General features: G+C 61.1%; 8 protein-coding genes. 4 read left to right on the forward strand and 4 right to left on the reverse strand.

Going from position 1 to position 14,099, the window contains the following annotated elements:
- Positions 1 to 47 precede the first annotated feature (47 nt).
- Both G3480_RS05165 and G3480_RS05170 read left to right on the forward strand, forming a co-directional pair.
- Positions 48 to 656 (forward strand): hypothetical protein, encoded by a 609-nt coding sequence (locus tag G3480_RS05165; protein ID WP_164652607.1) that lies wholly within the window; start codon positions 48 to 50, stop codon positions 654 to 656.
- A 295-nt stretch (positions 657 to 951) separates the two neighbouring features.
- Complete coding sequence (locus G3480_RS05170) at positions 952 to 2,820, forward strand: oxygen-binding di-iron domain-containing protein (RefSeq protein WP_164652608.1); 1,869 nt, start codon at positions 952 to 954, stop codon at positions 2,818 to 2,820.
- Here G3480_RS05170 and G3480_RS05175 read toward each other — a convergent pair.
- Complete coding sequence (locus G3480_RS05175) at positions 2,817 to 3,587, reverse strand: c-type cytochrome (protein WP_164652609.1); 771 nt, start codon at positions 3,585 to 3,587, stop codon at positions 2,817 to 2,819. The genes G3480_RS05170 and G3480_RS05175 overlap by 4 nt on opposite strands.
- Positions 3,588 to 3,928: 341 nt before the next feature.
- Positions 3,929 to 4,399, reverse strand: coding sequence for a CBS domain-containing protein (locus G3480_RS05180; RefSeq protein ID WP_164652610.1), 471 nt, complete (start codon positions 4,397 to 4,399; stop codon positions 3,929 to 3,931).
- Positions 4,400 to 5,041: 642 nt separating this feature from the next.
- On the opposite strand from G3480_RS05180, the gene G3480_RS05185 reads away from it, so the two are divergent.
- Positions 5,042 to 9,196, forward strand: coding sequence for a ribonucleoside-diphosphate reductase subunit alpha (locus tag G3480_RS05185; RefSeq protein WP_206171505.1), 4,155 nt, complete (start codon positions 5,042 to 5,044; stop codon positions 9,194 to 9,196).
- Between the two features lie 481 nt (positions 9,197 to 9,677).
- Positions 9,678 to 10,040, forward strand: coding sequence for a hypothetical protein (locus tag G3480_RS05190; RefSeq protein WP_164652611.1), 363 nt, complete (start codon positions 9,678 to 9,680; stop codon positions 10,038 to 10,040).
- A 1,052-nt stretch (positions 10,041 to 11,092) separates the two neighbouring features.
- Here G3480_RS05190 and G3480_RS05195 read toward each other — a convergent pair.
- Both G3480_RS05195 and G3480_RS05200 read right to left on the reverse strand, forming a co-directional pair.
- Positions 11,093 to 11,779: a class I SAM-dependent methyltransferase gene (locus tag G3480_RS05195; protein ID WP_164652612.1), complete on the reverse strand. Its 687-nt coding sequence runs from the start codon at positions 11,777 to 11,779 to the stop codon at positions 11,093 to 11,095.
- Positions 11,780 to 13,082: 1,303 nt separating this feature from the next.
- The gene (locus G3480_RS05200) at positions 13,083 to 13,835 is read right to left on the reverse strand and encodes an MBL fold metallo-hydrolase (RefSeq protein ID WP_164652613.1); all 753 of its coding nucleotides are present in this window, start codon (positions 13,833 to 13,835) and stop codon (positions 13,083 to 13,085) included.
- Positions 13,836 to 14,099: the final 264 nt, after the last annotated feature.

Raw genomic sequence — 14,099 nt, forward strand, 5'->3', positions numbered from 1 at the left:
CTGCAGCCGGCGAAACCAGCCGGGTGCAGACAATAGGGTCCTCGACCATGAATATCGAACTCCTCTACAGCGCCGTCGACCTCGTGCGTGCCAGCGGGCATCGAAGCAATGCCCGCGAAGCCGCCTTCCTGCGAACCTATCCCATTCTGCTTGCAACGGCGCGCATCCCTGGGGCCGACGCCATCGAGACCTTGCTGCGCAGCGCCAGCCTGGTCTATGCCTGGATGCCGAGCCCCCTGCACCTGGACATGAGCCAACTGGAGCACGCGGCGGCATCGCTTGCGATGGCAAGCGGAGAGGCCCCGCTGATCGCCGCCGAGGTGATCGAGCCGATCGCTGACTGCCTCGGCTCGCTGATCGGCGCGGCCAAGGTCCTGCACCTCTCAAGCCCCGCCGTCTATCCGCTCTGGGACGCGCGCGTGGAGCGATTTCGCCTGCAAGACGAGCCGTCGAGCTATCATATGAGCCAAACGCGAAACTACCTCTCCTTCGTCCAAGAGGTCCAGGAGGTCGCTGCACATCCGCTCTTCCTGACCTTCCATAACGAATACTGCACCGCCTACCAAGCAAGGCTGCAGCGGCTCCAGATTCCCGCCTACCCGCTCACCGAGACGCGAGTCATCGAGTCCGCTGCGGCCGAGCTGGCGGGCCAATAGCGCGCTTCGCGCCGAGTAACAGATCGACGCCGAGGCGTGCCGTCCCGAATGGATGGAGCCGAGCCCGCACGAATCGCCGACAGGGAAGGCATCAGCGGACGTCGTCCCCATCGAGATCTGCGGCACCGACAAGGTGGACGGAGAGAACCATGAACCCGAAAAGATCCGTTGAACCACAAAGAGCGCGCAGACCAAGAAGAGCGCGCAGACCACAAAGGCTTTCAATGCCCTGTACCAGCATCAAGGCACCCCTTCTGGGTGAGGCGTCTCCGCGGTTCCAAGCGCCGGATCTAGGATGAGCGCATTCGACACCCAGCTCGCCCATCTGCAACACGCCGACACCCGGCATGCCGTCGAAATCGGGCCACGCATCTGGTGGGTTGGACACCTGCTGGAGGATGACATCTTCCAGTGCCACGTCTACCTCATCGAGCAAGGAGACCAATCCGTTCTCATCGACCCAGGCTCCCTGCTGACATTCGCGCACACACGCGAAAAGATCGAAGAAGTCATCCCCTTCACCGCTATCCGCTACTTCATCTGCCAGCACCAAGACCCAGACATCGCCGCCTCCCTGCCAACGCTAGACGCCCTCATCGACCGCCCCGACGCCGTCGTGGTCACGCACTGGCGAACGCAGACGCTGCTCAAGCATTATGGCATCCGCACCCCCTTCTGGCTGGTAGACAAGAACGACTGGCGTCTCCAGCTCGAGGACCGCGAGCTTGCCTTCATCTTCACGCCCTACGCCCACTTTCCCGGAGCCATTTGCACCTTTGACAAGAGCACGGGTGTGCTCTTCTCCAGCGATCTCTTCGGAGGCTTCACCGAGCAGCCAAGACTCTTGGCCGAAGACGAGTCCTACTTCGAGTCGATGCGCCCCTTCCACGAGCACTACATCCCGAGTCCAGACATCCTGGACTTCGCCTTGACGAAGATTGCCGAGCACGAGGTCAAGGTCATCGCCCCTCAGCATGGCTCCATCATCCCGGAGCACCTGGTGCCCTTCATGGTGGAGCAGCTCAGCCACCTGGATTGCGGTATTTACCTCCATGCCAAGGAGAATACGGACATCCAACGCCTCTCGCGGCTCAATACGACGCTGCGCGAGATCACCCAAACGATGCTCCTCTACCGCGACTTTCGCGATATCGCCGCCCGGCTGCTCCATGTCGTGAGCCGAGGCCTGCCGGTCGAGCGTATCGATTACTACACCAGGCTCGAAGACGGCACGGTCTTGACGCTCAGCCCCGAGAACCAATTCTCCGGGGTAAGGGACCCCATCCCTGAAGGCATCGCCCGACTCATCGGTATCGACCACAAGGAATGGCTCAGGCTCCACCACGAGCATCCGCAGCTCAAGGCGCACAGCATTCGGCTAGGCAGCTTTTGCACCCATCCGAGCCCGGACGGCACGCTCGTCCTGACGCTGCCGCTTATCTCGCCGCAAACGCACGTCGTCGAAGCGGTGGCACTCCTCCAACTGACTCAGATCGACGAACTCACCCGCGAGGACGAGCAGGTCATCCAGCAGATCACCATGCCGCTCCAGGTCGCCCTGGAGCGCGAGGTGATCTATCGCTCCATCGACAGCAAGCGCGAGGAGGCCTATCAGAGATCCATTCACGACTCCCTGACCGGCCTCTGCAATCGGCTCTACATGCAAGACGTCATGAAGCGCCAATGTCGCATCCATGACCGTGATCCGCACGCCGGTTTCGCCGCCATCATGCTCGACATCGACCACTTCAAGTCGATCAACGACAGGCATGGGCACGCGGCCGGCGATCAAGCACTCAAGCAGATCGCCGAGCTGATGCGGATGGCGAGCCGGGAGACCGACGTGCTCGTGCGCCTCGGCGGCGAAGAGTTCGTGCTCTTCTCGCTCGGCGCCAATCAAAAGGGTGCGATCATGCACGCCGAGCGTTTGCGCTCCCTTATCGAGCAGCGTGGCTGCAGCCTGGAATCGGGCGTTTCGCTCAAGCTCACAGTCAGCCTCGGCGTCGCGCTGCGCGCGCAGCTCGAGCCGCTAGACGCCGTGATTCAACGCGCCGATCAGGCCCTCTACCGTGCCAAGCAAGACGGACGCAACTGCTGCCGGGTCGCGCAGCCTGCTCCAGCTCAGCCCCCGGCAGCCGCAGGGGAATGCTTTCCGGCCGGCTAAGGCAGTGCTGGAATCGGCGGCGCTGGCGGGAAGGGGGGAAGCCCCATCGGCTCGCGCACGTAGGCGGGAAAATCGGGATTCAGCCAACCTTCGGTCGCCATCTTCGCTGCGGGCGGACGCAGCCGCGCTGCGTAGTCGAGCATTGCCGCCGCGTCGCGCTGCCGATACTGCGCGACGTGCTCGGCGATGTCCGCATTGGCGTTATTGCGCCGCCCGGTTCGTATCGCTTCGAACTGGCGCACAAGATAGGGGTAATGCTGCCCGGCGATCGCGGGCACGACCTCTTCCGAGTCCCCCTCCCCCGCTGCACCGTGACATCCAGCGCAGTTATCAATGTAGACCTGCCGACCGAGTTCCAGGTCGATGCCTGGGCCAACACCATTGCGTGGCGACATCGGCAACTGAGCGACATAGGCAGAGACATCCGCAATCTGCTGGGTGCCGCCCAGGATGCGCCGCCCCGAGAAAGGCAGCATCAAGGGATTCTCCCGCCTGTGCGCGCGGATGTCGGTCAGCTGCTTGACGATAACGGGCTGCAGCTGCCCGGCGATCTGCGGGTAAGTCCCATCAATGGTCCCCCAGCCTTCCGGACGGTGACAAACGGCGCAAGTGAGATAGACCTGCCGACCATTGTCGACATCTGGGGTCAGAGCCATCGCCTCAGCGTACTCCGCTGCGGCCACGTCCTGGCCGGCAGCCAAGACAATCGTCGCAGGCACTTGCATGAGCGCGAGCAAAGCGCACGACAGGGAGAGCAGTCGAAACATCACAACCTCCGCTCCCCAGCGGATCGAACAGGGGCGTCGATCCTTAGGGGCTGAATCTTAAAGGGGCTGAATCAAAGAGGCTAAATCAAAGCATCAAGGATCTTCACGCGACCGAGACTTCATGACCGCACTGACTGGCAGCGGACGTGCGGCAGCGTCAAACCGCCGCGGCCTCATCATGCATCCCGCTTCTGCGGCGATCTCAGGACGCGGGGGTCCCAGCAGCCAAGGTCGCGGTACGGGCAGGCTAGTGCGTCACGCGCACATCGACAATCCGGCCTGACCCGGATCTTGATTCGCGAGCCCTCGGGCGGGCAGACCCGCCCGAGAACGGCCGCCTCCTAGTCGCGCACCGCCTTCAGCGACCCCGTCAGGTTGGCATGGAAGATCGCCTTGTGGACGTCACCCAAACTCAGCATCCCAATCAGCTTCCCATCCTCGGCAACCGGCATGCGCCTGAAGCTGTGCCGGACCATGATGGTTGCCGCCCGCAGCAGGTGCATGTCGGGATCGACCGAAACCGGCTTCTTCGTCATCAAGTCCTCGGCCGTGAGGTCAAGAACCTCGCCGTAGCGCGCCATCTCCTTGTCGAGATCGACCGAGTGCATGCCCTCGGACATCAAGTCCTCGAGCTTGGGAAAAAGGCAGTGGAGCACGTCCTTCTCGGCAATGACGCCAAGCAAATGGTCCTCAGCGTCCACGACCGGCAGGCCATGAAAGCGGTAGAGACACATGAGGGAAGCCACCTCCACGATCTTGGTGTCCGGCTTGATCGAACGAACCGAACGGCTCATCGCATCGCGCACTTTCATCCAGCAATCCTCCAGTTTATCGATCTTTGTTATCGCTTGGCACAAGGTCGTCGCTGAGCGGACATCAGATGTCCTAGCACGACCGTCCCAGCACGACCTTCGGTTTCAGCACCGGCCGAGACTCGTCGCGGCATACCAGACGGGCTTCGTCGGATTATAGACGCGGATTCATCCCAGTCCGCAATCACTCATACGCCTATCGTGTGCGCCGATGCAATGAGCAACAGCGTGATTCTGGCCGCCAGCGGTTAGGGGAGCGCCCAGAGCACAGTCAGGAACGCGATCGGCAAGGCATTCCTCCGAACGACGCCGACCATGGATCCTCAGAAGACCGGAGGAGTTCTGCCGACGCGCCCCATTCTGGCGCCCTCGGTTGCAGCCGCGGCCAGCGTTATCCACAGCGTCCCAGTTCTCAGACCCAAATTCTCCGACCCAAATTCCGCCCGTCTCGCCGCCTTATCGCATGCGCTTCGCCAGAGCCTTATCCACAGAGAATCCACAGCTAATGGACAGGCATCACACAGGCTTACTCACAATATGTTGTGGTTGACTGAGCAGAATGGACGTATATATTGACATCGATCGCCAGCACCCGTGCGAATACTTCCAACACTGACCCAGCCCCGTTCTTCAGGAGGAGCCATGTCCGCCAGCAGCCAGCCCAACCCTCATCCGATCCAGCATCAGGAGCCCACTGCCGAGCCGGCCAGCCCCGCCGAGAAGGATGCTGGCATCGAGACTGCAGCCTATGTCCCCGGCAAGGTCCAAGTCATCCGACGCAATGGCAAGGTCACGCATTTCGACCCCAACAAGATCATGGTCGCCATGACCAAGGCTTTTCTCGCGGTCGAGGGCGGCTCGGCGGCAGCCTCCAGCCGCATCCACGATCGTGTACAGGAACTGACGGAGCAAGTGGCCGCAGCCCTGACACGGCGCCTTCCCGGCGGCGGCACCGTCCATATCGAAGACATCCAGGACCAAGTCGAGCTGGCCCTGATGCGCGCCGGCGAGCACAAGGTGGCGCGCGACTATGTCCTCTACCGAGAAGCGCGTGCTCGCGAGCGCGCGGAGAAGAGCGCGGCCAGCACCGAGCTACAAGAGGCGCCCACCATCAGCGTCACCCTCGCCGACGGTAGCACGCGCCCGCTGGACGTCGAGCGCATGGCGCGGCTGGTCGACGAGGCCTGCCGCGACCTCGACGCCGTCGACCCCCAAGCCATCCTGACCGAGACCCTGCGCAACCTCTTCGACGGCGTGCGCGAGAGCGACGCGCGTCAGGCGTTGGTGATGTCTGCCCGCACCCTGATCGAGCGCGAGCCGCAGTACAGCCAGGTCGCCGCCCGGCTGCTGCTCGACATCGCCCGCCGCGAAGCCCTCGGCTTCCTCGGTCTCGCGGCCGGCGTGGAGACCCAGGCCGACCTCGCCGAGCGCTACGGCGACTACTTCGCCGCCTACATCAAGCGCGCCGGCGACCTGGAGCACCTCGACCGCCAGCTCAGCCGCTTCGACCTCAAGCGACTCGGCGCCGCCATCCGCCCCGAGCGCGATCTACAGTTCAACTACCTCGGCCTGCAGACCCTCTACGACCGCTACTTCATCCACACCGCCGACGGCATCCGCATCGAGCTGCCGCAGGCGTTTTTCATGCGCGTCGCCATGGGACTCGCCATCAACGAGATCGACCGCGAAGCGCGCGCGATCGAGTTCTACGAGCTGCTCTCAAGCTTCGACTTCATGAGTTCTACGCCGACGCTGTTCAACTCCGGCACCCTGCGCCCGCAGCTCAGCTCCTGCTTCCTCACCACGGTCGCGGACGACCTCGAAGGCATCTACGGCGCCATCAAGGACAACGCCCTGCTGTCCAAATTCGCCGGCGGACTCGGCAACGACTGGACCCGCGTGCGCGGCATGGGCGCGCACATCAAGGGGACCAACGGCAAGAGCCAGGGCGTGGTGCCCTTCCTGAAGGTCGCGAATGACACGGCGGTCGCCGTCAACCAATGCTTCGCCCCGGAGACCACCGTCTTCACCGCCGACGGCCCCAAGGCCATCCAGGACGTCAAGGTCGGCGACCTCGTGCTCGGCCAGCGCGGCCGCTATCGCGAAGTCACCGACCACTTCGTCTACGACCAGAAAGACGCGCCCATGGTCCAGGTCGCCGTCAAGCATGCGGTCAACGACCTCAAGGTCACCGGCGGGCATCCCTTCTGGGCGATCCAGGGCGTTCCCATGGAGCAGAGCATCGAACGGACCCTGCGGCAGATCGAAGACGGCCGCTTCAAGCCGGACTGGATCGAGGCCGGTCAGCTGTCGCGCGGGGACTATGTCGCGCAGGTCATCCCATCCGAGGTGGTCCCTGTCGAGGGGCTGACCGAAGACGACGCTCGCCTCTACGGCATCCTGCTCGGCGACGGGCACCTGAGCGGCGGCTACGAATTCGGCGTCTCGGGCAACCCCAAGGCGGACGCCGGACATCTAGCCTTCGTTCGCAACTACCTCACCGAGCGCGGCATCCACTTCTGGGAGAACAGCCGCGGCGAGACCGACCTGCAGATCAAGTGGAGCCTCGGTCGCGGGCTCGCCCGCTGCGCCACGACCGGCCAGTACGTCGGCCTGGACCAGGCGCACCTGCCCTTTGCGTATGAAGACCTCTACGACACCGAAGGCAACAAGCGGATCGCGCGGCGCTTCAGCCACTTGCCGCACAACCAAACCCTCGCGCTGATCCAGGGTCTACTGGAGACGGACGGCGGCGTCTCGCGCGGCAAGGAGATGTCTTTCACCTCTGCGTCCGCGCCGCTCGCCGAAGGGCTGCGTTATCAGTTGCTCCGGCTTGGCATCCCCTCATCCCTCGCTCGCTCCCACGCTCCGCGTGGGAACGCCGTCTCGGCCGCTCCAGCGGCACGGGTCCGGACTCGACGCTGGAGCGTCAGCACTTGCTCCCACGCTGGAGCCTGGGAGCCAGAAGCGGATGATGGCTCCGTCCTCTCATTCACCGGCACCACCCGCGCCTTCGACCTGCGCATTCCGGCAGTCCCCCAGATTGCGGACTTGGTCGGCGTCCCCGCGTTGACTAAGCACAACTGGTTTCGCCTCGGCAACTGGATCTTCACCCGCGTCAAAGCGGTCACGGAGATCAAGCCCGTCGCCCAGGTGCATGACCTCAAGGTCGAGGGCGACGAGACCTACATGACCGCCGCCGCACTGGTCCACAACGGCGGCAAGCGCAAGGGCGCCGTCTGCGCCTATCTGGAAACCTGGCACATCGACGTCGAAGAGTTCCTCGACCTGCGCAAGAACACCGGCGACGACCGCCGGCGCACGCACGACATGAACACCGCCAACTGGGTGCCGGACCTCTTCATGAAGCGTGTCGCCGAAGACCAGCACTGGACCCTCTTCTCGCCGGACGAGACGCCGGACCTGCACGACCTCATGGGCCAACCCTTCGAGCAGGCCTATCTGGCCTATGAAGCGCGCGCCGAGCGCGGCGAGATGAAGGTCAGCAAGCGCATCAAGGCCGTCGACCTCTGGCGCAAGATGCTCGCCATGCTGTTCGAGACCGGCCATCCCTGGATCGCCTTCAAGGACCCCTGCAACCTGCGCTATACCAACCAGCATGTGGGCGTGGTGCACAGCTCCAACCTCTGCACCGAGATCACCTTGCACACCAACGATCTCGAAATCGCCGTCTGTAACCTGGGCTCCATCAACCTGGCCGCCCACGTCACCGACAAGGGCCTGGACACCGAGCGCCTGCAGAAGACCGTGCGCACCGCCATGCGCATGCTCGACAACGTCATCGACTACAACTTCTACAACGTGCCCCAGGCGCGCAGCTCCAACCTGCGTCACCGCCCGGTCGGGCTCGGCATCATGGGCTTCCAGGACGCGCTCTATAAGCTGCGCATCCCCTACACCAGCATGGAGGCCGTCCAGTTCGCGGACCTCAGCATGGAGCACCTGAGCTACTACGCCATCCAGGCCAGCTCCGAACTGGCCGGCGAGCGCGGACGCTACCCCAGCTTCGACGGCTCGCTCTGGAGCCAGGGCATCCTGCCCATCGACAGCATCAAGCTGCTGGAGGAAGGCCGCGGCGGCTATCTGAAGATGGACACCAGCACCAGCCTCGACTGGAACGGCCTACGCGAGCGCGTCCGCACCCTCGGCATGCGCAACTCCAACTGCATGGCCATCGCCCCCACCGCGACCATCAGCAACATCGTCGGCGTCAGCCAGTCGATCGAGCCGACCTACCAAAACCTCTTCGTCAAATCCAACCTCTCCGGCGAGTTCACCGTCGTCAACCCCTACCTGGTCGCGGACCTCAAGGAACAGGGCCTCTGGGACTCCGTCATGGTCAACGACCTCAAGTACTACGACGGCTCCGTCCAGCAGATCGACCGCATCCCCGACGAGATCAAGCAGCTCTACGCCACCGCCTTCGAAGTCGACGCCCGCTGGCTCATCGAAGCCGGCAGCCGCCGCCAGAAATGGCTCGACCAGGCGCAGAGTTTGAATCTCTATATGCAGGAGCCGAGCGGCAAGAAACTCGACAATCTCTATAAGCTGGCTTGGGTAAGAGGGTTGAAGACGACCTATTACCTGAGGTCCATGGGCGCGACCCATGTGGAAAAGTCGACCATGGCGGATTCAAGCAAGGCAAATCGGTTGAGTGCGGTTGGGGGGAGCTATATCGCGATCGACAAAGACAAGGCGAATGGGAAGGGGAATGGGAATGGGGTGGCGCCGAGTGCTTGCTCGATCTTGGATCCGGAGTGTGAGGCTTGTCAGTGACAGGAAAGAACAGGGGACAGATTTATTTAGCGACATGGTTTCCGTCATAACAGGCTACTTCGACGACGAAGCCTTGGTCATCAGTTGGCCCGGTAGGGTGGACGAGCGAGAGCGAAGTCCACCGAATCCCGCGTCGGCGTTGGTGGACTGCGCTGCGCTTGTCCACCCTAGGGAAGACGACTGGCCGAAACGAAGATCGACACCCGCGGAAAGCTACCCGCGTAATCTCAAGCCCGCGCCAACGCGCGGCAACTTTTTTTACTGAACAGCAAAGCAGCCGGAAAAAGAAATGGCAAAGTGTCCTATATGCAATTCCCGAAAAGGCAAAAGAAAGTGTCTCGTCGCTGATGCCTTGATCTGTAGCCAATGCTGCGGAGAGACAAGAGCCGAAGAAGCCTGCTCAGGCTGCGTCTTCTACCAGGCGCCGAAACGCAAGTATGAACAGGTGCCAGCCTATTCACCCGCCGATATGGAGCGGGACGTGGATCTTCAGACCTATGGGAATGCGATCGAAGGCGCGCTATGCGCCTATGACATGGAAAACCACAGCACGCTGAGCGACGACGATGCGATCAGGATCTTGGAGCTGCTCATCGATAAATATCACTTCAAGGATCAAAAGACGGACGACGAGCGCGAGATCGTGAAAAACGGGGTCGCGTTTGTCGATAACGCAATAGAAATCGATCTCAAAAAAGTCAGCGCCGAGGAGATCACGAAAGTCCTCGGCGTTATACGCTTCGTCGCCAAGCGAAGGACGAAGATCGGAAGAGAGTACATGAGCGTCATCCGTCAGTACGTCGGGATGCGAGTCGGGTCCGGCATACGGGTTTTGCAGGGATGAGAACTCCCCTCTGGCGCAACTGAGCGTTGGTCATCCTTATCGGCCAAGCGTGCTCTATAGCTCTGGGTGGACAAGCGTAGCGCAGTGTCCACCAGCGCCGGCGCGCGATTCGCCTGACTTCGCTCTCGCTCCCCCTACTGACCAATAGCGCAATGGGCGATGACCTGCCGAGGCGGAGGCCTTGGTCATCGTTCCGGGCGGCTGCAAAGCTGACTCTGTAGTCAGGCCATCTTGGCCTGACGATCTCAGGGCTAGAAGCCCTGACTACAGATAGGCACAAGCGATCGGCCGAAAAGATGATCAAGGCCGAAGCGGACAACGAAACGCGGAATGAAACATGGGGCATTACTGTAGGCTTTGCGGACGAACGCGAGCCAACGAGAAGTTCACCGGAGAGGGACATCGAACGCATGTCTGCCGAGATTGCGCGAGGAGGCCGAACGAGGAGTGCAACGCGATCGAATGGGAAGACGAGATCTTCGGCTTCTTGAAGCAGTCGCACATCTCGGACAAAAATGTGCGTCGGCTTCAGACGCTGTCCGGATCAGGAGATGCGAGAATCGCCGAGCTAGCCTCGATCGTGATCGAGGTCGCCAAAGTCAAACCGTACAAGAGACGGCGACTTAAGGTGCTTGCAAGGGAACGGAGAGATTTGCTCGAAGCGCTCGAGAGAACCGGATTGATCGAGGCGCATCATTGGTGACCCGCTAGGTCCGGTCGCCGGGAAGGTCGCTTCCGGAAGACTGAACCCGCGTCGGGCGCAAGAGCGATAGCCTATTGCGCCGCATGCTTGGCAGGCTGCTGGCCCCAAGACACAACGAAGGTCGCATGTCGCATTGCATCTGAGCACCGCCAAGCCGATGGATCCGTGCCGGCATCCTTTCGATCGATTGGGTCAGACGAAGCGAGGCTCCGTCTGCCCAAAGAACCCTAACGTGTAACGTGCGGCCCCGCACGCGACCTCTCACGCAAGACGTATGACCCGTCGGCGGGCAGACCAATGCGGGACCTTCCTGGCCCCAGCCAATCGGGTACCCAGACGAAAGGCCGCATCAGGTTGTGCGCGAGGGTATGGAACAACAAGGTGCAACAGACTCGGTCCGGACAAGCGTCGATGCCTTTGGAATGAGCGTATCGACGCCCGCAAGCCTATCATCCCCGTCCAGCTCAAGGACGCTCCGACGATTGGATGTGTAGACCCAGACACTGGCTGGCGGCAGATTCTTGAAGATCACGGCGACCCGCTCGGTCTTCATGTCCAGGAGTTCGACCAAACGCCGAGAGATGGGAGAGACTGTCGAGTAGGTGTACTGCACCAGTTTTCCGCCCGGGCTTAGCGCCGCGAAAATCCGCATCACGACCCGCGCACGTGCGAAGTGGCTCATGCTCAGCAATGGCAGGCTGGAGACCACGGTGTCGAACTGCTGGATGCCCGTGGAGGAGATGACGCGATGCAGATGCGAGGCATCCCCCGTGAGTATCTGAACACTCGGAAACCGATGGGCCAGCGCTCGCGCCAAGCGCGCGTCCCTCTCCACCAGCACCAGTCGTCGCTTGGTCGGCTCGCCGCGAACGAGGGCGACGGTGATCGCACCGGTGCCGGGGCCCAGCTCCAGGATGGTTTCACAGCGAGGGTCGATCTGCGAAGCCATCGCGTTTGCAAGCTGGATACCGCTGGGCGCGACGGCGCCGACCTGCCTGGGGCTGCGAAGCATGGCAGAGAAAAACGCGGGAATCATGGGTGTTTTGCTCCATCGCCCTGCGAGCGATTCCTGAGAGTTTGTGAAAAATGGAACAATGGCTTATGCCGTCTATCTGAACTGCTGAAACAAGCCTTGAGCACGACTTCACGAGCCCTGCCACTCAGGAGGTTTCTTCGCAGCCTCTGAGGAGACGGATCGTCACGAGGACTAGGCACTCGAGAAAGGACTTTGGAAACTTCCATTGTCTCACGCAGCAGCTAGATTGCCTGAATGTTGGCGTGCAAAGACCAGGTCCGGCCGCGCTTTGTAACATCCTGATTCCTAAACTGCCGCTGCCTGCTGATCAGACTCCTCCGAATCGAATCTTTGCCGGTGCGCTCTACCACATTACCTCAGGGCTATCGCACCAACCATCTCTAATATTCGACCGAACTAATGTTTTTTACAATCAAGGCATTAGCCACGCCGCGCATCTAGGATCTAATCACTGCCCCCATGTGCGCGATTGGACTGGTTCAGGACATAGCATTACCTAAATCTCCGGACGCCATCTGTGTACGCCGCCGTAAGTGCCTGATTGGATAACCCCAGACTTCGTTAACGCGCTTTGATGCGACGAAAATTGGCCACCTAGGCGTGGTCGCGTGACCTGTGTGAAACGGGAGACATGGTCGCCTTTCTGATCTTGCCATCATGCGAGACCTGACCCTTTTCCGGGGTCGCGCGATGTCGACTCAATCGACTGGGCTGTCTGATAATCAACCCCCTACTTTAGATGAAGAAATTTTGAGCGACGATACAAATACCCGACCTCAATGCGGCGCGGCTGGAATCCTCCGAACGAAACCTAGGCAAAGAGAAGAGTCATTTAAGAACCATGAGTGTTTAAGAACCATGAGTGAAAAGAACGAAACTGATAACGATCTCGAGCACTTTATCGGAGATTGGCATTGGGATGACAAATCCCACGTATATGCGCAGCAGCTAGGCCAGTTCTTATTCCGATTCCTAGACAGCCTAGAAGAGCAAGGTCTTTCCGAAAAGACGATCAATAAGCATAGGAGAAACTGTTACTTGATAGGAGTATTCGAATGCAGCTATAGCTATCGAGATACATTCTCTCCAGAAACAGTGTTCTCGGACCCTGATGCAAGTTACGAGTATGAGTATATGAGAAAGGTCAGCGACTCTGAGCACGCTGTCAATTCATACAGATCAACGTGGAAGAAGGTACACCAATACACCAAGAGGCTGGGTAAATCTTAATAGCCTCAAACTCTATCGACGGAGGGCGCAATAGTGATTACCTATCGCGCCTCATGATTGAACAGCGCGCCAATTAGCCTTGATCGCTCGCAGCACAGGGACCACGGAATTGCTCGGGTACGTTGGCCGGACATTCGCCACAGGCCTCGTTGCCTGGCACGGCGAAGTCGATCTTGCGTGGATAAGGAAGATCAAGCCCGTCCATCAGGGCCACGAAGGCGTCCTTCGAGCGACCTCCGCCAAGGCGCGGATTGCGGGCCTTCTCCTGGGCGATGCTCGAGACGAAGCGGCCATCGTAATCGTGGCCGGGATAGACCAGGGTTTCATCCGGCAGTGAGAACAGCTTGTTGTGAATGCTGTTGTAGAGCGCGCCCGCGTCACCGGATTGGAAATCGGTACGACCGCAGCCCTCGATCAAGAGAGCGTCGCCAGTGAGCAGCAGCTTCTGCACGGGTGTATCGATCAGGTAGGCGTGATGATGATCGGTATGCCCCGGTGTAAACAGCGGGTGCAGCGCGATTGAGCCGAACGCGAAAATCTCCCCTTCCTGAACACCGATATCGGCGCACGGCAACCCAAGCATCTTCGGATAGGCGATTCGACAGCCAGCACGCTGCTTCAGTCGACGCGCGCCGGTGAGGTGGTCGGCATGGACGTGGGTCTCCAGCGTGGCGAACAAGCTCAGCCCGAGATCCTTCACGAGCTGCAAATCACGCTCGACCGTATCGATGACCGGGTCGACCAGAATCGCCTGACCGGTCTCTGGACAGCCGATGAGATAGGTGTAGGTGGATGAATCGGCTTCCAGCAATTGTTTGAAGATCATTGATGTGACTCCTGCGCCTTGACGCATGATGGGGCCGCACGCCATGGAGGGGAGCGGCTAGAGCCCGTGCCGGGTGCAGTGCCGCTTAAGGCTGGACGCCAGTTCCAGCTCGGCGCAAACCCCTTCGCTATCCTGCCCGACCCCTGAGGCGGTTGTTTGCTTCCGCCCAGCCTCGACATGGTGCCGTCTGGTCTGACGGTCGCCGCAGCCGCGACTTCGCAGAATCCGGGGCCGCTGATGCGGTTCCTGGTCGACGCACTCATT

The sequence above is a fragment of the Thiorhodococcus mannitoliphagus genome, assembly GCF_010915725.1.
GTDB classification, from domain to species: domain Bacteria; phylum Pseudomonadota; class Gammaproteobacteria; order Chromatiales; family Chromatiaceae; genus Thiorhodococcus; species Thiorhodococcus mannitoliphagus.

Excerpts from the sequence above, each read along its gene's own strand:
- G3480_RS05165 (WP_164652607.1), top strand. The coding sequence starts at position 48 with ATGAATATCGAACTCCTCTACAGCGCCGTCGACCTCGTGCGTGCCAGC.
- G3480_RS05170 (WP_164652608.1), top strand. The coding sequence starts at position 952 with ATGAGCGCATTCGACACCCAGCTCGCCCATCTGCAACACGCCGACACC.
- G3480_RS05175 (WP_164652609.1), bottom strand. The coding sequence starts at position 3,587 with ATGTTTCGACTGCTCTCCCTGTCGTGCGCTTTGCTCGCGCTCATGCAA.
- G3480_RS05180 (WP_164652610.1), bottom strand. The coding sequence starts at position 4,399 with ATGAAAGTGCGCGATGCGATGAGCCGTTCGGTTCGTTCGATCAAGCCG.
- G3480_RS05185 (WP_206171505.1), top strand. The coding sequence starts at position 5,042 with ATGTCCGCCAGCAGCCAGCCCAACCCTCATCCGATCCAGCATCAGGAG.
- G3480_RS05195 (WP_164652612.1), bottom strand. The coding sequence starts at position 11,779 with ATGATTCCCGCGTTTTTCTCTGCCATGCTTCGCAGCCCCAGGCAGGTC.
- G3480_RS05200 (WP_164652613.1), bottom strand. The coding sequence starts at position 13,835 with ATGATCTTCAAACAATTGCTGGAAGCCGATTCATCCACCTACACCTAT.